Annotated in this window: 18 protein-coding genes and 5 pseudogenes; 13 read left to right on the plus strand and 10 right to left on the minus strand. The window is 36.8% G+C overall.

The features are described 5' to 3' along the window. Nucleotides 1-6: 6 nt before the first annotated feature. Together L3081_RS16155 and L3081_RS16160 are read left to right on the plus strand one after the other, a co-directional pair. Nucleotides 7-768 (plus strand): citrate synthase family protein, encoded by a 762-nt coding sequence (locus L3081_RS16155; RefSeq protein WP_242287121.1) that lies wholly within the window; start codon nt 7-9, stop codon nt 766-768. A 41-nt stretch (nt 769-809) separates the two neighbouring features. Beyond that, nucleotides 810-1,649 (plus strand): citrate synthase family protein, encoded by an 840-nt coding sequence (locus tag L3081_RS16160; protein ID WP_242287122.1) that lies wholly within the window; start codon nt 810-812, stop codon nt 1,647-1,649. 6 nt (nt 1,650-1,655) lie between these two features. Here L3081_RS16160 and L3081_RS16165 read toward each other — a convergent pair whose 3' ends face one another. The 5 genes and pseudogenes from L3081_RS16165 to L3081_RS16185 all read right to left on the minus strand — a co-directional run bounded on the left by L3081_RS16165 (nt 1,656) and on the right by L3081_RS16185 (nt 7,831). Next, complete coding sequence (locus L3081_RS16165; protein WP_242287123.1) at nt 1,656-2,516, minus strand: thiamine pyrophosphate-dependent enzyme; 861 nt, start codon at nt 2,514-2,516, stop codon at nt 1,656-1,658. A gap of 54 nt (nt 2,517-2,570) precedes the next feature. Further along, nucleotides 2,571-3,467, minus strand: coding sequence for a thiamine pyrophosphate-binding protein (locus L3081_RS16170; protein ID WP_242287124.1), 897 nt, complete (start codon nt 3,465-3,467; stop codon nt 2,571-2,573). Nucleotides 3,468-3,534: 67 nt separating this feature from the next. Then, nucleotides 3,535-4,083: an EAL domain-containing protein gene (locus tag L3081_RS16175; protein WP_242287125.1), complete on the minus strand. Its 549-nt coding sequence runs from the start codon at nt 4,081-4,083 to the stop codon at nt 3,535-3,537. A 1-nt stretch (nt 4,084) separates the two neighbouring features. Further along, nucleotides 4,085-6,013 carry a GGDEF domain-containing response regulator gene (locus tag L3081_RS16180; RefSeq protein WP_242287126.1) on the minus strand — a complete coding sequence of 643 codons (1,929 nt, stop codon included), beginning with the start codon at nt 6,011-6,013 and terminating at the stop codon, nt 4,085-4,087. 217 nt (nt 6,014-6,230) lie between these two features. Then, nucleotides 6,231-7,831, minus strand: a pseudogene (locus L3081_RS16185) (isocitrate lyase). A 350-nt stretch (nt 7,832-8,181) separates the two neighbouring features. Here L3081_RS16185 and L3081_RS16190 point away from each other — a divergent pair. From L3081_RS16190 to L3081_RS16215, 6 genes and pseudogenes are all read left to right on the plus strand, one after another. Then, a pseudogene (locus tag L3081_RS16190) lies at nt 8,182-9,128 on the plus strand (LysR family transcriptional regulator). Nucleotides 9,129-9,305: 177 nt separating this feature from the next. Beyond that, nucleotides 9,306-9,575: a CidA/LrgA family protein gene (locus L3081_RS16195; RefSeq protein ID WP_242287127.1), complete on the plus strand. Its 270-nt coding sequence runs from the start codon at nt 9,306-9,308 to the stop codon at nt 9,573-9,575. Nucleotide 9,576: 1 nt separating this feature from the next. After that, entirely contained in the window at nt 9,577-10,287 is a 711-nt protein-coding gene (locus tag L3081_RS16200) for an LrgB family protein (protein WP_242287128.1), read from the plus strand. A 209-nt stretch (nt 10,288-10,496) separates the two neighbouring features. Continuing rightward, nucleotides 10,497-12,668, plus strand: a pseudogene (locus L3081_RS16205) (malate synthase G). Nucleotides 12,669-12,877: 209 nt separating this feature from the next. Continuing rightward, complete coding sequence (locus L3081_RS16210) at nt 12,878-13,237, plus strand: hypothetical protein (RefSeq protein WP_242287129.1); 360 nt, start codon at nt 12,878-12,880, stop codon at nt 13,235-13,237. 470 nt (nt 13,238-13,707) lie between these two features. After that, nucleotides 13,708-13,985, plus strand: a pseudogene (locus tag L3081_RS16215) (peptidylprolyl isomerase). On the opposite strand, the gene L3081_RS16220 reads toward L3081_RS16215, so the two are convergent. After that, nucleotides 13,982-14,176: a hypothetical protein gene (locus tag L3081_RS16220; RefSeq protein WP_242287130.1), complete on the minus strand. Its 195-nt coding sequence runs from the start codon at nt 14,174-14,176 to the stop codon at nt 13,982-13,984. The pseudogene L3081_RS16215 and the gene L3081_RS16220 overlap by 4 nt on opposite strands. Here L3081_RS16220 and lysA point away from each other — a divergent pair. Beyond that, nucleotides 14,165-15,439 (plus strand): diaminopimelate decarboxylase, encoded by a 1,275-nt coding sequence (gene lysA / locus L3081_RS16225; RefSeq protein ID WP_242287131.1) that lies wholly within the window; start codon nt 14,165-14,167, stop codon nt 15,437-15,439. The genes L3081_RS16220 and lysA overlap by 12 nt on opposite strands. Before the next feature lie 75 nt (nt 15,440-15,514). Here the strand turns inward: lysA and L3081_RS16230 are convergent, their stop codons facing one another. After that, nucleotides 15,515-15,760, minus strand: coding sequence for a rhodanese-like domain-containing protein (locus L3081_RS16230; RefSeq protein ID WP_338027404.1), 246 nt, complete (start codon nt 15,758-15,760; stop codon nt 15,515-15,517). 385 nt (nt 15,761-16,145) lie between these two features. After that, nucleotides 16,146-16,352 (minus strand): YgaP family membrane protein, encoded by a 207-nt coding sequence (locus tag L3081_RS16235; protein ID WP_242287132.1) that lies wholly within the window; start codon nt 16,350-16,352, stop codon nt 16,146-16,148. Nucleotides 16,353-16,554: 202 nt separating this feature from the next. On the opposite strand from L3081_RS16235, the gene L3081_RS16240 reads away from it, so the two are divergent. From L3081_RS16240 to L3081_RS27125, 4 genes and pseudogenes are all read left to right on the plus strand, one after another. Then, a complete protein-coding gene (locus L3081_RS16240) occupies nt 16,555-16,860 on the plus strand; it encodes an ArsR/SmtB family transcription factor (protein ID WP_242287133.1) in 306 nt (101 codons plus the stop codon). Between the two features lie 39 nt (nt 16,861-16,899). Continuing rightward, nucleotides 16,900-20,380: pseudogene (locus tag L3081_RS16245) on the plus strand (efflux RND transporter permease subunit). Nucleotides 20,381-20,437: 57 nt separating this feature from the next. Continuing rightward, complete coding sequence (locus L3081_RS16250; RefSeq protein ID WP_242287134.1) at nt 20,438-21,502, plus strand: efflux RND transporter periplasmic adaptor subunit; 1,065 nt, start codon at nt 20,438-20,440, stop codon at nt 21,500-21,502. Between the two features lie 100 nt (nt 21,503-21,602). After that, on the plus strand, nt 21,603-22,697 hold the full coding sequence (locus L3081_RS27125; RefSeq protein ID WP_274620597.1) for a methyl-accepting chemotaxis protein: 1,095 nt from the start codon (nt 21,603-21,605) through the stop codon (nt 22,695-22,697). Between the two features lie 37 nt (nt 22,698-22,734). Here the strand turns inward: L3081_RS27125 and L3081_RS16265 are convergent, their stop codons facing one another. Next, on the minus strand, nt 22,735-22,977 hold the full coding sequence (locus tag L3081_RS16265; RefSeq protein WP_338027369.1) for a type 2 periplasmic-binding domain-containing protein: 243 nt from the start codon (nt 22,975-22,977) through the stop codon (nt 22,735-22,737). Further along, a complete protein-coding gene (locus tag L3081_RS16270) occupies nt 22,965-23,483 on the minus strand; it encodes a hypothetical protein (RefSeq protein WP_242287135.1) in 519 nt (172 codons plus the stop codon). Before L3081_RS16270 ends, L3081_RS16265 begins: the two co-directional genes overlap by 13 nt. Between the last annotated feature and the right edge of the window lie 65 nt (nt 23,484-23,548).

A 23,548-nucleotide genomic window follows, 5' to 3' on the forward strand; every position in this document is an offset into this window, starting at 1 on the left:
AACAAAATGAGTGAAAGAAAAGTAAAAATCACAAGCAGAAATGACCATTTTACATCAAAAATAAAAAGTGACATTACCCTAGAAATTCCGGCAGATGATAATAACTTTTTAGTGAAAGAAACTCGGACACATGGGTATAACGTGCTAGATTTAATGGATGATTGTGACGTTAATGATGTTTTTTTCTTACTTTATAATGGTGAATTACCCAACGATACCCAAAAACAACTATTAAGGAAATTATCAATTTTCCTAATAAACCTTGGTCCTCGTCATTCATCTTCAAGAACTGCAGCCAATGCAGCCATTGGTAGAACAGATGTAAATCATATAGTACCTATTGCCATGATGGGCATGAGCGGCGCTTATGGTGGTTCAAAAGAAATAGAAAATGCTATGCGTTTTTTAAAAAAACATCATAATGATGTATCCGAGGCTATTGCTCAACATTGTCTCAATGCCACGGATGATCCTACCCATGAAGATTGGATAATAGCACCGGGTTTCGGCACAGACTTTAGAGGGCAATCCCCTTTTATTATCGATGCTAAAAATAATCTGTTGCTTGCCTCGCCAACTGATGGCTACCTTAATTGGGCAAATACATTTGTTAGTTACCTACCGGCAGATAAACACTGTGGTTGGCGACTAGCAGGAGTTGTTGCCGCGGTGTTACTTGATTTAAATATAGCACCTAGGCTTGGTCTTGGAATTTTTCAAATATTAGCCGGACCCGGGGGCCTTAGCCCACGGAATCCATTTTTCTAACCAACCTATTACCGAAATACCTTTTTTAAAAGATGAAGATTATGAAATCAAAAATGACCAATGAATTGTGGCAGTTAAAACGCGGTAAAATATCAACCAATCGTGGCGGTTGGCGTATTGGTGAAGCAATTTACAATTGCGGCTATTCTATGATGGATGATCTAGTGGGTAAAAAGTCTTTTTTCCAAACACTGATCCTCAATGTTACGCGTAAAATGCCAAGTAAAGTACTTGCTGATTGGTTTGAGGCTAGTTTCATTTGTTTAAGCCGGCCTGACTCTCGAATATGGTGTAATCAAAACGGCTCCTTAATTGGCTCTGTTAAAGGTTCTCCTGTAGCAGGCATTGCTGCAGGAATTCTTTCGGCTGACTCAAGAATGTATGGACCAGGCTCAATTACGGGTGGTGCAGAATTTATTCAGCAGGCATTGAAATGGCATAAAGAAGGCATGACACCATTAGAAATTATTAAAAAGGAACTCGCAACTAAGCATACAAAGCCAGGAACTAAACCAGTTATTGTTGGATATGCTCGCCCAATAGCAACAGGTGATGAGCGCGTTGAGGCTATGGAAAAAGTAACCAAAAGCTTGGGCTTTGCAGAAGGTGAACATTTAAAACTAGCGTTCAAAATTCATACAACGCTTGCTGAGCATTATCAAGAAAACATGAATTACGTTGGTTATGTAACGGCTTTTCTTACTGATCAAGGATTTACACCAACAGAAATGTATCGCATTTACAGTACGTGGGTGCACTCAGGGGTTCATGCCTGTTATGCGGAGGCAAACGACGACATTGCAGGAGGTTTTCTACCGCTTGCCTGTGAGGACATTGAGTATACAGGGACTAAGCCGAGAGCATTACCCAAACGTGAGTAAAGGCAATTATCCTCCGGGTGTTGCTGATTCTTTTTGATCCGCTAAGCCTTTAACCCTTTGTCCCATCGGGGGAACTTCATTAGGGTCAATAATGACATTAAGCAGTGTCGGCCCTTGTTTATTTCCTAAACGTTGCCAGTCAAGGTCCATTAACTCCCCAGGTGTTTTAATAGTAATGCCTTCTACTCCCATAGATTGTGCCATCATGGCATAATCTATTTTAGGAAGTTCAAAACCAATTTGTTCAGCCCCACCTAATTGTTGACCATGCTTAACCATGCCTAATTCACTGTCATTTAAAATAACGTAAATAACAGGAATTTGGTGTTGTAACGCGACGGTAATTTCTTGTCCTGACATTAAATAACTACCATCGCCCGTAATACAAACTGATGGTTGCTTACTCCCTAAACAAGTACCTATTGAAGCTCCAATGGCCCACCCCATTGAGCCAAACCCCATAGCAATATGATAAAAACCTTGTGAACTTTTGCGATGGCAATAATGTGTAAACCATGCCCATGTATTTCCTGCATCCAAATGTAAGCGAAAATTCAATGGAATAGAACGAGAAAATTCTGTTACGACACGCTGTGGCTTTAATGGTATAGCGTCAGATAAACAAGCTTCAGGATTATCTAAGGTAATTTGGTATCCGTGATTTTTAGTTACGGATTTTTTTTCAAAAAACTTTACCTGAATTGGATCAACCGCCCCCCACGATCGCCCCCATTTAAGGCCTTGACGAATATTTAAATTAAGCTGCTTAAATATTGATTTAAGATCACCACAAACATGATGCTGTGCCATTGGCGTGCGAGTAAAGTGTTCAATGATGGAATCAATATGTACTAACCTATTACTCAATATATTAGTATGCCAACCCGGTTCCTAACTCAGTAATCGGTGTGCCAACGGCAATTAATAAATCAATCGTATTATCTTCCATTGTCTCAAGGGCACTTTGATGACCAAAGCAAAGCCATAAACTCCGCGATAACGTGTATGATATCCATCAAGCCAACGTTTACCCGCCGGAGCCGTAACAATTGGCGCATGAGTAAGATCAGAAAACTCCATAATTTCGTCAATAGCTGAACCACACCCTTTGCCTAGAAATAAAGCTATACGCCAAGTATTTGAAAGCATAACGGTTAATTTTTCTACCGCGTCATTATCGGTTAACGTAAAATCCTGAACTAAACGGCCTATTTTCATTTTTGAAGCAATCACGGTTGGTTGGCGCAAAATATCTGAGGGGATACTAATGTGTACAGGCCCTTTAGGTATACGATTAGCTGCCATAATAGCGGAAATGAGTTTAGGGTGTATTTGTTCAGTATGAGAAATTAACGTGCTATAGCGTGTACAATGTTTAAAAATGGCAACGGTATCAATGGCTGTGCATGAAGATTCTTGTAATGCATTTCGTCCAAACTTAGGTAATGGCGTTTGCGCTGTAATCACCAATACAGGTACATTGTCAGCGTATGCTGACGCCACACCTGTTAATAAGTTAGTTGAACCAGGCCCTGTTGTTGCACAACAAACGCCTAACTTACCCGTTTCTCTGGCATAACCTTCTGCCATAAATGCCGCGCCAGATTCATGACGCGCTACCACTATTTTTGGACTGTAACCATCATTTGAACGCGCTATAGCATTGAATAAAGGCTCTATTGCACCACCTGGTACACCAAAAATATAATCAACTTCGAGTAGTTTTAAATAATGAATGATTAAATCGGCATTATCCCACCCCTCACCTAGTTGAATTTCTTTTTCAAAATTTTCTCTAGCATGTGAAGACAAATTCACTATAAACCTCGTCTTTATTATTATGATTCTTATGAGTGTTACAACGGTATGCTTTGATTAATTCATGTTATTTAAAAAGCTCCTCTACCGGTTTAGGTTTACCGAAATGATAGCCTTGTGCGTAAGTCACACCTATTGTGGCTAACAATTGCAAGGTTTCTTCATTTTCTACAAACTCAGCAACTGTTTTCTTACCTAAAGCCGTAGCCACTTCATATATGGCTTTAACTAGGGCCAAATCTACAGGGTTAGTTGCTAGATCAATAATAAATGAGCCATCAATTTTCACTGAATGTGCAGGTAATTGTTTTAAGTAATTAAAGGTACTAAAACCTGTACCGAAGTCATCAATTGAAAATTCGCATCCTAGAGCGCTAAGTTTTGCAACCATACTTTGTGTTGCCGTTATATTACTTAAGCCGGCACTTTCTGTTAATTCAAAAATTATACGACAGGGATCAACATTATACTGATGCAACTTTTCTTGAATAAGCGGTAATAAACGTTCATCACTAAAGCCTTGTGCAGACAAGTTAATGGCAACTTTATTTAACTCAGGGTGCTTAGTTAAATAATAAATAGCTTTGCTGATCACTTGTCTGTCAAGCAAGCTCATATCACCTTCGCGTTCTAACAGCCGGAATAAACTCGCCGGGCTGCACTAGTTCACCATTAAGCTCTAATCGAACTAAGGCTTCATAATAAACAACGTCTTTACTCGCAATATCGATAATGGGTTGAAAATGGAGTATTAAATTATCATCTGCTACCGCTTGGCGAATTTTTCTTATCCACTTAAGACTAGCAAGTAGATCTTTACTTAAATCATCACTTTCATTGTATATATGGGCTAAATTTCTACCTAATCGTTTTGCTGCATATAAAGCGATATCTGCTTGTTTCATGTATTCGTCTGCAGGATATGCTTTACAATCTATCTCCGTAAGACCAATAGAGCAGTTGACTTTAATCACTTTGCCTTCAACTCTACATTGATAATCATCGAGCAATTTACAAATATTACTTGCCAAGTTAAATGCCGTATCTTGGTTAGTATTGGGTAGTAATAGGGCAAATTCATCACCGCCAATACGTGCAATAAAATCGCTCTTTCTCAACCGAGAACTGACCAATGATGATACATTTCTTAACACCATATCTCCGTGATGATGCCCTAAAGTATCATTAATTACTTTAAAGCGATCGAGATCCAAATACAGCAATGCATGAGGCCCGTTTCCTCGAGAAGCCATGGCGGTAAATTGCTTTAATTCAGTTTCAAAATAAAGACGATTATACAAACCGGTTAAACCGTCATGCATGGCGATATGTTCTAATTCTTCTTGGGCTTTTTTACGCGAAGTGATATTTTCAATGGTGCCAGAAATAGTATTAGTCTCATGCTTGCGGGTAATATCAAAACGAGCTAACACCCATAATGCATTATTAAATTTATTTTTTAAACGAAATTCAAATTGATGCGAATTAGTATTACTTGATAAGAGACTAACGATTTCATTAGATATAAAAGCATCTGCATGCTCTGACGTTTCGATAAAATCATTCAATGGCCGATGGTTCGATTCTTCAATGGTGAATCCCGTAAATTTCTCCCATGCTTTATTTAAAAAAACAATGGCACCATTTTTATTCAGCTCAATTATGATAGTACCAATTTGATCCAACAACTGTTGATGCTGCTCTGATACATTTTTATACTCTGCCCGACTTTGATTTAACGATTGAACTTTATTAGCAAATTGTAAATTACTAATAATAAAATCTTCACGTCTTGCTGCTGTCTCACATACTCGTCTTAACTGTTCAGCCCTAAAAGGTTTAGTAACAAAATCGGCAGCCCCTTTAAGCATGAGTTCTTCGGCCAATTCCATTGTATGATTCGCTGTCATGATAACAACAGATTGCTTTGGATTTTCTTTCATTATATGGTCAAGTACTTGATTACCAGACATCCCTGGCAGCATGACATCTAACAATACTAAGGCATAATTATTCTCACGCCATAATTCCAGACCGACTTCACCATTACTAGCACTATCAATAGTAAATCGCGTGTTTAGTATTCTATTTACCAGGTGACAAGTATCTGAATTGTCTTCTATTACTAATAACGAAGACTTTTCCATATCTTTTAAGGGAATTAAATCTTCGTTATTAATAATATTGAGTAATTTTTCATATTCTGAAAAAGCAATCAGACTATTTATGCCAAATTCACGTGCCGTAGCACTAGCTAGGTGTTCGCACCATGTATTAGCTACGACGACAAAAGGGGTATCAGCAGAACACTTTAAAACACCTGAACGCACCATGCGGGCCAGACGCCAACCATCAAAGTTATCTAAATTTATATTACTGACAACAAAATCAATATTATCTCTTTTTAAAATATCGATAGCGCTTCGTGTATTAGTTGCAAGTACAATAGTATAATCAGTACCAGAAACTAATAGTTTTTCAAGCTTTGTGAGCCGTTCAGCATTGGTATTAAGTAATAATAATTGTTTAGATGAAGAAGGCTGCAATATATTTCCTAGTATCAATAAAGTATAAAAATTAAGACCTTAATTAAAAAGCAACTGTAATATAACAACAATTGTTTCCTTGTGTAAATGCTTTAGTTTCGACTTGTTTTTGTATTCACGATAGGACAATGTTTTTATAACAAAAAAAAATCAGATTACTGGTTTACCAGTAATCTGATTAAAAAGATAGTTAAAATTAATTAACTAATAGCAATACTTAAGAGAATTGATTAGACGTGTTTTTTGCACCGCCGGCTTTAAGTGCATTCTCACCGGCAAAGTATTCTTTGTGATCATCACCCATGTCTGAGCCAGACATATTTTGATGTTTAACACAGGCAATACCTTGACGAATTTCTTCACGTTGAACATTTTTAACATAACCAAGCATACCTTGTTCACCAAAGTACTCTTTAGCTAAGTTGTCAACAGACAATGCAGTAGTGTGATAAGTAGGTAATGTAATCAAGTGATGGAATACGTTTGCTTCACGTGCAGTGTCCGCTTGGAAAGTACGAGTACGTTCATCAGCTATTGCAGAAAGTTCAGTGTTGTCGTATTCAGCACTCATTAAGTTATCACGAACATAGGCAGATACATCTTTACCCGCTTCAGCCATTGAATCGTAAGTTTGTTGACGGAAGTTTAACGTCCAGTTGAAAGATGGCGAGTTGTTATAAACAAGTTTCGCATCTGGGTGAACTTTACGAACATCATTCATCATGCCGGCAATTTCATGTACTGTTGGAATGGCCGTTTCAATCCAAAGTAAATCGGCACCCGCATTAAGTGCACCAATACAGTCAAATACACAACGTTCATGACCAGTTCCTTGACGGAATTGATATAAGCCAGAAGGTAAACGCTTAGGACGAACAAGTTTACCATCGCGGTTGAAACATACATCGCCTTCGCCCATGTCAGCTACATCAATTTCTTCAACATCTAAGAAAGAATTGTAAATATCACCAGAATCACCAGGCTCTTTAACAACTGCAATTTCTTTTGTTAAGCCAAGCACCTTCAGAGTCAGTACGTGCAACGATTAAACCATTATCAATACCAAGCTCAAGGAATGCATGACGTAAAGCACGTATTTTTGCATGGAAATCAGCATGAGGAACCGTTACTTTACCGTCTTGATGTCCACATTGTTTCTCATCAGCCACTTGGTTTTCAATTTGAAGGGCACAAGCACCGACTTCAATCATTTGTTTAGCCATTAGGTAAGTTGCTTCTGCGTTACCAAAACCGGCATCGATATCGGCAACAATTGGCACAACATGAGTTACGTGATTGTCAATTTGATATTGAATATCTGCTTCTTTAGCAGAATCACCAAGCATCTCTAGCTGCATCTAGCTCACGGAATAGACCACCTAGCTCACGTGCATCTGCTTGACGTAGGAATGTGTATAGCTCTTTAACTAATGAGGCAACAGATGTTTTCTCGTGCATTGATTGATCAGGAAGTGGACCAAACTCGCTGCGAAGTGCTGCTACCATCCAACCAGAAAGATATAAATAACGGCGATCAGTTTTGCCATCAAAATGTTTCTTGATTGAAATCATTTTTTGTTGACCAACAAAACCATGCCGGCAACCTAGAGATTGTGTGTACTTAGTCTTGTCAGCATCAAATGCAGCCATATCACGACGCATAATGTCTGCAGTGTACTGAGCAATTTCTAAACCTGTTTTGAATCTATTTTGAGTTCGCATACGAGCGATAGACTCAGGATTAATTGGATCCCAAGCGCTACCCGCCTTTTCTTTTATTGCTTTAACTGCTTCAATTGCACTTTGATAATTAGACATAATATTCTCCAATGGTCTTATTTCACACTAATCTAGGTTGTATAACTAATTTGTTTGGTTGGTTTGATGTAACTCACTTAGAAAGCAATCACACCGGACAACAAAAATAATAGTCAACAAACAAACATTTATGAAATATATAATTATGATTACCACCATTCACACAAGAAATACCACAACATGCGCACTTTACAATAATATCTTTTATGCATAAATAACAATTAGTTACATGTTTACCAATAATTATCCAGTTATATTATGTATGGAAGGAATCTGAATAATCATTGAAAATCATCAATACTTAGCATATATTTATTTAAGTTATACTTTTAATTGGAAACATTAAACTCATGAATATTTCTAAAATTGATTTAAATCTACTTATTTATTTAGACGTGCTACTAAGAGAAAAAAATGTAACCCGTGCGGTGGACAGCTTAATATTACTCAGCCTGCTATGAGTAATGGTTTAAAAAGGTTAAGAACACTATTCAATGATCCTATCTTAGTTCGTACTTCTGATGGAATGTCTCCAACTGAAAAAGCAAAAACCCTTGCCCCCGCCATTAGAAAAATATTACTTGAGTTAGAAAAGACATTGCAAGGCGAAGAAGAGTTCAATGAACAAAATAGTACTCGCGTATTTCGGATTATGGCTAGTGATTACGCTGCATCAACATTATTACCCAAATTACTAAGGCTGATAAACCAAACAGCTCCTAATATTACAATAGATATCATGACGCCCGCCGATGTTACCTTTCATGATGTTGAAGCGGGTAAAATTGATATGGCTATTAACCGTTTTGATGAGCTGCCACAGTCATTTCATCAAAAATCAATATGGCGTGATTCTTTTTCATGTTTGATAAGTGCGGATAATCCTGTTGTGGCTAAATTCAATTTAAACTCTTACTTAGCTACAAAACATGTATGGGTGTCAAAAACGGGTTTTGGTGTGGGCGTTGGTATGAATCCAAACGATGTACAAAAACTTGGGCGGGTAGATGAAGCGCTAGCAAGGCTAGGTAAAAAGCGTGATATAAAAGTTTTCACACGTAATTACCATGTTGCTATGCAACTTGCTTTTGAAGACAATTTAATTGCGACATTACCAACGAAAGCCGCGATGTTACATAAAAATGATGTCAATTATATTATTGTTAAACCCCCTTTTGACATTCCAGATATGGAATTAAAAATGATCTGGAGCCCCTTGTTGCACCACGATGCTAGTCATATATGGTTTAGAAAGTTGGTCATTGAAGCCGCTAGGCAAGTACAAGCAAACGAATAAATTACTTATAGTGGTACTAACTTACTAAAAACTTATTGGATAATAACTTACTGACTAAAGCATGATGAAAAACATTCTTTACACCATTGCTGCAATTATTTTTTGTTTGTTTGCAGGAAAAATGCTTAATAATGCTATAGGCGGTTTACCCGCTAGTTTATATGGCATGATCATTTATTGTTTGCTTTTACAGATGGGCGGCTCGCGCCTGATAAAGTACATCAAGCGAATCAATGGGGTATCAATCATATGGGGGTTTGCTTTATCCCCGCGGCTGTTGGCGTGATAAATCATTTTGAATTAATCAAAAACCATGGCTATAGCATTGTTGCTATTATCTTCTTTACGACTTTCTTTTTAATTACGTTTGTTGGTATTTTAGCGGAAAAATATTTATCAACTAAACCCACTGAATTAGATCCTACCCCTGATAATAAAGGGGTTTGATATGTTCGAAAGCATAAACCTAATTGATTCTTTAATGCTAACGTTATTAACCTTAGTAATTTATCAGAGTGCCGCGTGGATACAGAAAAGATGGCAACTTATTTTACTGAACCCTATGCTACTGACCATAATCATACTTGTTCCCTATTTATTAGTTAACAATATAAATTATGACAGATATCATCAATCTACTCATGTATTGAATATATTGTTAGAGCCGGCAACTGTTGCTTTAGGTTACCCCTTATACCGACAAATTCAACATATTAAGCGTTATTGGAAACAGCTAGTAACGATTATTGCTCTAGGCATAGTGATTGTTATCACAATTAGTTTTTCACTCACAATGCTGTTAATCCATCAAGAAGAAATTGCAATTGCACTTTCGCTGAAATCAGTGACAACCCCCATTGGTATTACCTTAACTGAACAACTGCATGGTGATAGTTCAATCACATCGTTTGCTATCATGATTGCGGGCTTGTCAGGGGCATTATTAGGCCCTACTTGGCTTAAATTCATAAATGTTAAAAGTGATATAGCCATAGGGCTTGCTATTGGTTCGGGCAGCCATGTGATTGGCAGCATAATATTATCTAAAGATAATGTTTATCAAGGTGCTTATTGTTCAGTGGCATTGATTACATCGGCATTATTAACCGCATTTATAATACCTATACTCGTCCCTTTACTTTTACCCTTTTTTTCATAAATGAGTCACGACGCCATACATGAAAAACAAAACAAACGCCTACACCATTCACAAAATAAATAATAGTTATTGTAATACGAATATTGCTAGTCAGTGATTTTAGCAATAGGATAAGGAAATATAGAATATCACCTAGGGTGAAATTTCATCTAACTTTACCTTATTTATCTTAATATAAGTAAAGAGCAAGCAAAGTAAGCGAGGAAAATATGACTCAAACAGTACAATCAGCAGGCTTATCCATAAACCAAGATCTATTTGAGTTTATTGAGCACGAGGCATTACCAAATACCGGCATAACGTCTTCTCAATTTTGGCAAAATTTTGCTGATCTTATTAATGACTTATCTAGTGAGAATGCAAAATTACTTAGTAAGCGCGATGAATTGCAAGCGCAAATAGATAATTGGCATAAGCAGAATTTAGGCGAAAAATTTGATTTTGGTCGTTACAAACAGTTTTTAACTGACATTGGTTACTTAGTTCCTGAAGTTGATGATTTTTCAATAAGTACTGAAAATGTAGATGCTGAACTTGCCACTATGGCGGTCCTCAACTTGTAGTACCTATTATGAACGCACGTTTTGCTTTAAATGCTGTGAATGCTCGTTGGGGTAGTTTATACGATGCACTTTACGGCACTGATGCGATTAGTAGTGATAACGGTGCAGAAAAAATGGGTGCATACAACCCAGTGCGCGGCTCTAAAGTTATTCACTATGCTAAAGATTACTTAGATCAAGCCATTCCGTTAGTTAGTGGTAGCCATCAAGATGTTGTAGCTTATCACTTAAATGAACAGCAATTAATGGTTAGCCTAAGTAATGGCGAACAAAGCGCCTTACAAGACACCCAGGCTTTTATTGGTTTTACTGGCAGTATTAGCCAACCAAAAACCTTAGTATTTAAGCATAATGGTTTGCATTTAGAGTTAGTTTTTGACGCCAAGAGTGAAATAGGTAAAACAGATCCTTCAACATTAAGTGATATTATTATTGAGTCTGCCTTAACAACCATTATGGATTGTGAGGATTCTGTTGCTGCTGTTGATGGCGAAGATAAAGTTATTGCTTATCGCAACTGGCTTGGTTTAATGAAAGGCAACCTAACTGAAAATATAAGTAAAGGCGGCAAAGAATTTACCCGTAAAATGAATAACGATAGAAATTATCAATCGTTATCAGGTGATACGGTCACACTTAAGGGTCGCAGTTTAATGTTTGTTCGCAATGTTGGTCATTTAATGAAAAACAGTGCCATTGTTGACAGCAATAACAATGAAATACCTGAGGGTATTTTAGATGCCATGATTACTTCACTTATCGCCTTACATGACCTAAAAGGTAACAGTACCTTAAATAATAGCAGCGAAGGTTCGATATATATTGTTAAACCTAAAATGCATGGCCCTGATGAAGTGAAGTTCGCTGACACCTTATTTGCCCGTGTTGAAGATGCATTGTCTTTACCTCGTAATACCATAAAAATGGGAATTATGGATGAAGAAAGACGCACAAGTGTCAACTTAAAGAATTGTATTTATGCCGCAAAAGAACGTGTGGTTTTCATTAACACTGGCTTTTTAGACCGTACAGGTGATGAAATTCACACTTCTATGGCTCTTTGGTCCTATGGCGCGCAAAGCAGACATTAAGTTAACGCCTTGGATTGGCGCGTATGAAAATAACAATGTTGATGTGGGATTAGCCTGTGGTTTTAGTAAAAAAGCGCAAATAGGTAAAGGCATGTGGCCAATACCCGACCAAATGGCTAACATGATCGCCACTAAAATTAACCATGTTGAAGCAGGTGCCAATACTGCATGGGTACCGTCACCTACGGCTGCCACATTGCATGCATTACATTATCACCGTGTCGATGTATTTGCGCTACAACAAACCTTAATGCAGCGGAAAAGTGCTAACCTGGATGACATATTAACGATTCCATTAGCAAAAGATACAAACTGGACGGCTGAAGAAATCGAAGAAGAATTAGATAATAACGCTCAAGGCATTTTAGGTTATGTAGTACGTTGGATAGACCAAGGTATTGGTTGTTCAAAAGTACCTGATATAAATGACGTGGGGTTAATGGAAGATAGAGCAACATTACGTATTTCAAGTCAACACATTGCTAACTGGCTATACCATGGTATTTGTACACAAGCACAAGTGGAAGCGAGTTTAGAAAAAATGGCTAAAATAGTTGACGGGCAAAATGCTAATGATCCAAGTTATCAAGCAATGAGTACTGACTTTGACAGCAGTATTGCCTTTAAAGCGGCTTCTTCACTTGTTTTTTGTGGAGCCAATCAACCGAATGGTTACACAGAGCCACTTTTACATCAGTTTAGGTTAGATAAAAAAGCCTGTAGTTAAAACGAGGTAAATAAAAACCCTATCAAATAAAGTCCTATGAATTGAAAAAATTTCAATATAGGGCTTTATTTTCCATTTACCGCACCCAATATACTGCTTATCTCATTATTGTGGTATTAACCTTTGCAACAAATTATAGTAAAATACTATAGCTAAAATGATGATTTGTATTTTTATCGTCAAACACAATACTTAACAGGGGAGTTACAGTGAAACAATTATTCGCGCTTGTATTGATCATTTCTATTACCGTTATCTCATGGTCTAGTTGTGCTAAAAACACAAAAATAAAAACAAACCACCTATATAATCAATCAGTTATAACAATAACTCCCGTATTTTTAACTTCATCTTTGACTAATGATGTCAGTAATGAAAGCTTTACTATCATGCCCAATAAAACATTAAATAAACACAATTTTTTGTTTGAAAGTACCATGATCTTTAATGACAAATTACACCAATTTATCGCTTTTTTTAATCGCTTTTATAATGGTGTAGATGACGTTGCAAGTAATAATCTTCAGAAAACTCAAAAAAACACGCAAAAATGTAGTGAAAATAGTTAACTATTTTCTGCTTTTTATTTTTATTTTTATTTTTATTTTTATTTTTATTTTTTAAGTAAAGTAAGCGCTAAATCGCCCAATACAATAAAAGCTTTTTCACACATACCCGAATTAGTACCTATCGTTCCAACTTCTCGATAAACATCAAAAAACATAGCTTTTATAGTTAAGCCACCTGCTTCACCAACTACTTCGTTATTTAATAATTAGAACAACTAGTTAACCATATCTTAAACCGAACTCAGATTAGTTATTGAAATAAATGCCTTGTATTAGGCAATTTTTTCTACGTTTAAAATAGATCACTTAATTAATGAAACAGGTATAAAACGTGATTCTGTGATGAAACACACTCATTTTCATTAACATAACTAAACATTATGAATACTCAATATAGATCCTTTAAAATGCGCAGAAAATACGGTATTGTTACCCAAATTTATTTTAATTTACTCTAGATAGGAAAAACTATGTCTCAAGCTGCAGCTCGCCACTTACTGGTTGATACTGAAGAACAATGTTTAGCACTAAAAGCTGAAATAGAAGCGGAAAAGATTTTGCTGACGTTGCTAAAACCCATTCAAACTGCCCATCAAAGGCACAAGGTGGCGATTTAGGGACTTTTGGCCCAGGTCAAATGGTACCTGAATTTGATAAGGTGGTATTTTCAGCACCACTTAATGAAGTACAAGGCCCGGTAAAAACGCAGTTTGGTTATCATTTACTTGAAGTAACTTCACGTAGCTAGTAATCAAATATTTCTGTCATTTCTGTCACTATGATCACAGAAATGACACTTAATAATCCTAACTGCACTTCTACTACAAAAACTCTATCACACGTTGGATATAATCCTGTCATTGATTGTAAATTATCCACTGTTTTATATGAACCACTTATCCGCACAATGCTAATGATGGTAATCAGATGACCACACAAAAATATTTCCCACACGTAAACGGTAAAATGTTTGCCGAAAATGTTGCCCTAAGTAACATTGCAAAACAGGTAGGCACTCCCTTTTACTGTTATTCAAACACAGCAATTAGTCAGAATTTCAAGGACTATCAACAAGCATTTTCTACCGCATTAACAAATCAAGAAACCCTGATTTGCTATGCTGTTAAAGCCAATGGCAACCAAGCGGTATTATCTACGCTTGCTAAACTAGGGTCTGGTGCTGATGTGGTATCAATGGGTGAAATACGCCGAGCCCGCGCTGCCGGTATTCCCGCAAATAAAATTGTCTACTCTGGTGTGGCCAAGGTTGAACCAGAAATAGAATATGCCTTAAACGAAGGTATTTTTCAGTTTAATATTGAATCTGAGCCTGAACTTGAATTAATCAGCCAAGTTGCAACGCGTTTAAATAAAATAGCAGCTATTGCTTTTCGTATTAATCCTGATGTTTGTGCCAATACCCATGCAAAAATTTCTACTGGAAAAGCGGAAAATAAATTTGGTGTCCCTATTAGTAAAGCCCGCCAAGCTTATAATCGTGCTGCGTCACTGCCAAATATTAAAGTACAAGGCGTTGATGTGCATATTGGTTCTCAACTTACTCAACTTACTCCGTTTGAGGAAGCTTATAAACGAATAGCACAATTAGTTATAGACCTAAGAAGTGATGGTCATGATATTAACGTCGTCGATATCGGTGGCGGATTAGGGATTACTTATAATGACGAAGTTATTCCGGCCAAGGAAGATTATGCTGCCATTGCCAAAAAGCAATTAGGCCATTTAAATTGTAAAATTGTAGTGGAACCCGGTCGTTCTTTATTGGGGAATGCCGGTATTTTAGTTTCTAGCGTTGTTTATGTGAAAACAGGGGAAGAACGTCAGTTTTTGATTTTAGATGTGGGTATGAATGATCTGATTCGCCCAAGTATGTACGATGCTTTTCATGAGATTATTGCTGTTGATATCTCAAAAACAGCACTTAAAACCTATGATATCGTTGGCCCTGTGTGTGAAACAGGTGACACATTTGCTAAAGGTCGCCAAGTACATGAGTCACAGTCAGGTGATTTAATTGCCATTATGAGTTGTGGTGCTTATGGTGCAGTGATGGCGTCAACTTACAATACGCGTATGTTAGCACCAGAGATCATGGTAAAAGACACTGATTTTGCGATTGTTCGACCACGTCCAAATTATGATGAAGTCATTAATGCTGATATAGTACCAAGTTGGGTATAACAAACGTGCAATATTGTGAAAAATAACAAAATTCTATGTTATTTTTCACAATTAATATTCATCATTCAATACCTATCAAAAAGCACAACAAATATCATCAAGCATACAAGTTATAACCCATACATTTTTATATCCTACGCGTTTGAGTTGTTCAGCTGAAAATGTTGCTCTTGCACCTGTTGCACAATGAATAAAAATGGCTAAATTTTCATCTGGATATAGTTGTAGCATTTTCATTTCTAATAATCCGCGAGGAATATTGATTGTATTTTTCCCCGCTTTCGCAGCAAATTCTTCAGGCTCTCGAACATCAATAATAATGCCCTTTTCTTCTTTACATTTTTTTCAGCATCCACTGCAGTAATGGTATTGAGAGACTTCATTGCATGAGAAATGACTTCTGGGATTGTTTTTAACATCGTAACTCCTTGATAAATTTATTAGCATGTTAAACTTTACATTAAGGTTTTAATTTGAATTCTATTCAATATGTTAACTAACCTGAACACGGTTTAAGATACAATTAACCTGTTGAAAAATAATAATTAAAATTTCGCTCACTTCTAGCTTGATAGTTTTACTACTTTAGTCCGCAAAATAAGCAAGGCAAATTTACGCGTCAATAGCCGGCCTATTGCAAGTGAATTTAACGCCGAAGTTAGTAAAAATAGCAGCTAGAAAAACACTTATTAAGCCGAGCATCAGGTTAACTACATTTTTCATGGCTTTCTTTCAAGCCCAGTTTTTTTAAAATAGACATCATTAAACACCATTTGCTAAAAGATGATTGCAAAAGATTTACACCAATGAAGGCAGTAAACCAAACCCAATTGGCTGAATGATAATGCGTTAATAATAAAGAAATTAGAATCATTATTCCCGCAATTAAACGAAGTGCTTCATTTACTGTCATGATACGCCCCTATAAAATAAATAAAATATACTACTGATTTTCTACTCATCAATTTTGATGACTTCCTCAATTCCTCAAGATAAAGTTAATTTAGAAAATACTAAATTAACTTTATCTTATATTAGTTATATTAGCCTTTACTAAAATAAAGTACAATAGTAGACTAAAATTAAATTACTAAAGAAATGAGCTTTAAATAATCATGATAACGGATCAAACCAAATTACTAGAAAGTGCTCAACATGTATCGGCAATACTTAAGCAACTTTCTAACCCTTACCGGTTAATGGTTTTATGTTGTATTGCTAATGGTGAACAAACCGTTGGGGATTTAAACGAGCAAATTGACTTATCTCAATCGGCTCTTTCGCAACATTTGGCAAAATTACGTGATAGTGAAATAGTCGCCACAAGACGTGAGTCGCAAACAATTTATTATCGAATAGCAAACCCCAAAATTAAATATTTATTAGAAGTGTTACAACATCAATTTTGTGAACATATTTAAATTAATGCAAACACATTTACTAAGGAAAGCTGATTGAACATGCAGACGCCAACCAACCTTACCGCTAAGATACTCAGTACAATATTAGGTAGCAAACTACCTTTTATTCTTCTTGTTGTATCAATGTTAGCGGGCATAATGGCTTTAAATTACACTCCTCGTGAAGAAGAGCCACAAATTGTAGTACCTATGATTGATGTAGTTGTTACTGCATCCGGCGTTGCTGTTCAACAGATGGAACGGTTGGTTACAACGCCATTAGAGAAGTTACTCGCACAAGTTAACGGTGTAGAGCACGTTTATTCTGTTACTCATAATAGCCAAACAGTAGTCACATTGAGATTTCATGTAGGTGAAAACCGTGAACAAGCGTTACTCAATACTTATAACAAATTACATTCTAATACTCATAAGATCCCTGCTATTGTTGATAATTGGCGAGTACAACCTATAGAAGTTGATGACGTTCCTATTGTTTTGTTGGGTTTATGGAGTAGTGACAGCAAGACAGTAAACGATTATGAACTGCGCCGCTTAGCGGAAGAAGTTTCTACATTCTTACAAGCCATAGAAAATACTAGTGAAGTTAATATTGTTGGAGGGCGTTCAAGAGAAATACAGGTGAATTTAGACCCTGAGCAAATGACCGCAAGAAAAATATCAATAAGTGAAATATTTAATGCTATCCAATCGTCGAACAGATTACAGCACCTAGGCAACCTCGCAATAGAAAATCAGTCTGTGCGATTAGAAAGTGGGGACGTTTATAGAGATATAGACACATTAAAGCATACCCCAATTAGTGTAATAGATAACAGTGTTGTGCTATTGCAAGATATTGCCAACATCGTAGATGGCCCCGCAGAGCAACAGAGCTATACTTGGATTGATTTTGCTAACCGTTATCAACAAGCTCATTATTCAAACAAAACAATTACCGACACAAAATCGTCTCAATCACCTAACAACGCGACTTTAACCAATAATGGCGATTACCCTATTGTAACTATTAGTGTTGCCAAACAACGTGGCAGTAATGCGGTTGCGGTGGCACAAGCTATACACGACAAAATTCAAACCCTACAACATTCTATATTTCCAGATAATGTACACGTTGAAGTATTGCGTGACTATGGTCAAACCGCTAATGAAAAAGTGAATAACTTAACTACCAGTTTAGCCTTTGCTGTATTTACCGTTGTTATTTTTATTGCGGTATTTTTAGGTTGGCGCTCCGCTGTTGTTGTGGGCTTAGCCGTACCTATTTGCTACGGTATTACGTTATCGCTAGATCTACTTTTTGGTTACACTATTAATCGTGTAACGCTCTTCGCCTTAATTCTTTCTTTGGGTTTACTGGTTGATGATCCTATTACCGGCGTTGATAATATTGAACGTTACTTAAAAGAAAAAAAGGCTCATTGCACGAAAAAATTGTAGGGGCAATTAATGAAATTCGCGTTCCCTTATTAATGTCAACCCTAACCATCGTTCTCGCTTTTGTGCCGCTAGCTTTTATTACGGGTATGATGGGACCTTATATGGCACCAATGGCATTTAATGTGCCCTTAAGTGTAATCAGTTCAACCTTAGTTGCCTTTCTAGTTACACCATGGTTAGCGTCAAAAGTAATCAAGCCACCCCCTATCATTTCAAGTAACGATAACGTAACAACAAGTGAAGACCAAAATGACAACCAAGGGTTTGGTCATTTTTATCGTCGCATGCTAACACCACTTTTAGAAAACAGAACAAAAGGCAAACGTGTTTTATGGCTAGTTTTCGTTTTATTTATACTGGCAGCAATGCTACCAGTATTGCGTTTGGTCCCGCTAAAACTATTACCTTTTGATAACAAAAATGAAATACAAATTCTGATTGATATGCCAGAAAATTCGACATTGGAGCAAACAGCAGCAATGGCAAAAAAAGTATCAACTAAAGTACAACAATTGTCAGAAATTAAAGCGATTGCCGCTTATGTTGGTACCTCATCTCCTATTGATTTTAATGGTATGGTACGCCAATACTATCAACGCCAAGCTCCTTACACGGCAGACTTGAGAATAATTTTACTTGATAAAACAGAGCGAGAACATCAGTCTCATGCCATTGTATTAAGATTAAGAGAGCATTTATCATCCTTGAACAACTCAGCGACCTCAGGCGGCATTGTGAAAATCAAAGTAGTTGAAGTGCCTCCTGGGCCACCTGTATTTAGCACGCTTGTTGCTGAGCTTTATGGCGATGAATTTACTCAATACAGTGAATTACAAGAAGCGGCAAGTATTGTTGAAAATAGATTTAAGCAAGAGCCACATGTTGTTGAAGTTGATTCAACGGTAACAGATGATCAAACCAATTTGCGTTTTATTGTTGATAAAACTAAGGCAGCATTGTCAGGCATTGCAACAGCACAAATAAATCAAGCTTTAATGACAGCGAATAGCGGACAAGTTGCAGGATTTCTACATGTAAATAATGAAGCAACTCCTTTAGCTATCAAGGTAAGACTACCTATTGAACAGCGCGAAACTTTAGCTGATTACCACAGATTGACGATCAAGGGCCAAGCAGGTATTGTACAAAACAGTACACCACAAGGCATCGATATTGCTCCCGACCCCTAGTTTCTCTGGGTGAATTAGGCAAGTTTGAACGACAAAAAAGTGACAAACCAATTTTTCATAAAGACTTGAAACCTGTGGTTTATGTTACTGCGGATATTTCTGGTAGAACACCTGCTGCTATTATTGCCGATATAAGCAGTGATCTACAATATTCAACTAATGCAGTAGAAAATAAAACTAACAATACCGCCCAAACTCAGCAAAATAACTGGGAAAAACGTACATTTTTATCAAGCGGTAGTGGTAATACATGGTATTTACCTGAAAACATTCTCTTATCTTGGAGTGGAGAAGGTGAATGGCGCATCACGATTCGCGTGTTTCGTGATATGGGTATCGCCTTTGCCTTTGCTCTTGCCGCTATCTTTCTCGTTTTAAGAGTACAAACAGGATCAGCGGCATTATCTGGTATTATTATGTCGGCAATTCCACTAACGGTTATCGGAATAATGCCTGGTTTTTTTATGCTTAATCAATTTGGTGAACGTCAAATTGCCAATGCGCCTGATCCTGTTCTATTTACAGCAACGGCCATGATCGGCATGATCGCTTTAGTCGGAATTGTAGTAAGAAATTCATTGATTTTAATTGAATTTATTACCCAAGCACGAGATAGAGGTGAAACAATAAAAGAATCCTTAATACAATTTGGTGCTGTGCGTATGCGCCCAGTATTATTAACAGCCGGCACCACATTGTTAGGAAATTTAATAATTACACTTGACCCCGTTTTCAGTGGTTTAGCCATCGCTATTATATTTGGTATTATTTCATCAACTGTTTTTACCTTATTGGTTGTTCCTATTGTTTATATTTTAGTTTTCGACAATGAAGATGAAAAACCAAAACAAATTGAAGTAACCCAACAAACAGTCATAAACAAGCGCTAACTTAGGAAAAATCATGACTCAAAACAACACAAAAAAAGTACATTATCAAAGTTATTCATGCCTGTTATCGCGCTTGTGGTGCTATTATTAATGGTTGCCTGGCTAGCAGGAAGCTTTGATGACAAGATATCTCCCTCAATAAACGAACAATCGCTCAATCCGTTAAAATCTAGCGACTTTAACAAAAACGATATTTATAAAGTCACTGCAAACACTGAAATGATTACCGAATCTATAGCAGCCGGCGTAGAGGCAAAACAGGCAACCAAAATCTCATCCAGAATTTTAGCCCGCATTAACGCTATAAACGTCAGAGCAGGCGATAAAGTAAAAAAAGGAGATGTGTTAATTGAACTTGAAAAAAGCGACCTTCAATCACAAGTACTTCAAGCTAAACAAAATATTGTGGCACTACAAGCACGACATAAAGAAGCAAAGCAGAATTTAGACCGCTTAACAGCCTTGTTCAACAAACAATTAATTTCAACGTTCAATCTTGATAAATCCAACGCTGATTATCAAAGTATTTTGGCCGAATTAACCTCAGCGCAACAATATTTATCTCAAGCTAAAACCACACTCAGTTATGCTACATTAACCGCGCCAATTGATGGGCTGATTGTTGACCGATTTGCGGAGCCAGGCGATACAGCCCAAGCAGGTGCAAAACTATTATCTTTGTACAACCCTTTATCCTTGCGCGTTGAAGCGCAAGTGAGAGAACAATTAGCTATCACGTTAAAACATGGTCAAAAAATTAATATTGAATTACCTAGTATTAAAAAAGAAATGATAGGGGAAATTGAAGAAATAGTACCTGCAGCGAATACTGGCTCGCGCAGCTTCTTAGTGAAAGCGCGTATAATCAACATTGAAAATCTATTACCTGGTATGTATGCGCGAATATTGATTCCTTCTTCTGAGCAAATAACACTAACTATTCCCGGCAATAAAGTTGCTCATGTTGGCCAATTAGATTTTGTTTGGGTAAAGGTTAACAATGAGATACAACGTCGATTTGTTAGGTTAGGAAAGCCACAACCTAATAACATGGTTAATGTTATTTCAGGTCTAGTCGCGGGTGAAGAAATCATCACACCAAGACACCCTTCTATTCCTTAAATATAAGTTTTCTCAAGAAAAAACTTTAGAAACAGTAAATAAATAGTTACTATTTAAAATTAGGATATAATATTTTATAAAAAATAGAGGTGTTTAGTATATGTTCGGCTTACCAAGTAAAAAAGAATTTGAGGCATTACAGCAAGAAAATACGGCACTTAAAGAACAACTTTCATCATTAGAAGCACAAGCAACACATGCCAATGAAGAAAATGAACAGCTTGTGCAAGATATGGCAAATAATACTGAGCGATATCGTCATCAAGAAGAAATTAATAACTTATGGTTAGGCTCCACTGAATCTGTTAATAATATCCGAGAAGAACTCGCCTCTTCTTCAAGTAACTTGATTGAACACCGAGACCAATTTCAAGCATCTCAGCATATTTTTACTGAAATTCTTTCGATGTTAGCTTCAACTATTGATGCAACAAATAAAATAAGCGATGACAGCCAAAATGCCTCAACATCCGTTGACAACCTAAAGTCAGCCACTGCAGGTATCAATGATTTTGTTAATATAATCAAAGGAATTTCGGATCAAACTAACCTATTAGCACTCAATGCCGCAATAGAGGCAGCTCGTGCAGGTGAACAAGGTCGAGGTTTTGCGGTTGTTGCTGACGAGGTAAGAACATTAGCGCAACGTTCCGCAGAAGCTTCAAATGAAATATCTAACTTAATTGAACAGGTAAACCAACAGATGGAGCAGGTAATTGATGGCATCCATGGGGTTGGAGAAAAAAGTACCGAAATTAACGAAAGTACAACCACAATAGAAGCTACAGCAAATAATATTGTAGATCTATCAAAGAGCATGTACTCAGTAATAACCAACTCAACTACGGATGCTTTTTTACAAACAGTAAAAATGGATCATGTGGTTTGGAAATTAGAAGTGTATCAAGCCATGCTAGGCATGAACGACAAAGAAATTTCTGATTTCACTACCCATAAAGATTGCCGTTTGGGTCAATGGTACTTTCAAGGTGAGGGGGCAGAAAAATATTCAAGCTATAGTGCATTTAAACAACTCGATGAGCCACATGCCCAAGTGCACGACTACGGATTAAGTGCATTAAAATCGATAAAAAATGGTGATATGTCTCAAGCCGTTAAAAACTTAGCAAGTATGGAAAGTGCTAGTACAGAGGTCATCAATTTATTAACGTCATTATCACAACAACTTAGGTAAATTAGCAATCGTTAAGCAAGTTATTGATTACTATTTATCAATATTTCCTGAGAATTTCTTTCCATGAAGGATCATCAGAAATACCGTTAACTATAGGTAATATTTCATCATAAACAGCTTTTTGAGCATGAGGCACCAATATGCGCCTTTGGTATTTATCATGAGGCTGTTTCGATATATAAAATTTATTCTGCCACCCTTTAGTTTTCGCCAAGTAATTTAGTGTAAAACGAGACACAACCCCGACGTCCACTCTTTTCAATAAAATCATTTGCAGCACTTCATCCTCTCCAACCGTATCATAACGAACAATACTACCTTGGTTAACTTTTTCACTGATACAAGATAATAAAAGCCACGTACGCCTGCCATCACTTTTCCTGAAAGAGAATCAGCTCCCGTATATTCAATGCTATTGTCAACGGAAGAAACCACTTCGTCTTGATCCTCAGAGAAACTACCTGTCCATAAAAACTTAGTTTCATTGATATCGTTAAACCACAGGGGATTAACACCTAGCAGAACGCCATTTAACTTGCCGTCCTTAAGCATACTACCAATGCGTTTGCGAGGAACATAAACAATCGTAAAGTGATAACGCTCAGTTTTACTATTAATATAATCAGCAAAATCAAAAAACATTCCTGTTTTAGTTGCTGTATTCAGCGCATAAGGTGGCTGTAAATGATAGACATACATGTCAACATTAACTTTTTCTTGAGCATAACTACGACAGCAAAAAAATAACAGAATGAAAGAACTGAAAAACTTGAGTTTATTAAACAAAGTAAAACCTTGGGGGTATACAAAAATATAAGCAGTGTGAATCTAACATGTGAAATCAAACGCGT

The sequence above is a fragment of the Colwellia maritima genome, assembly GCF_022669015.1.
In the GTDB taxonomy this organism is placed as follows: Bacteria; Pseudomonadota; Gammaproteobacteria; order Enterobacterales; family Alteromonadaceae; genus Colwellia; species Colwellia maritima.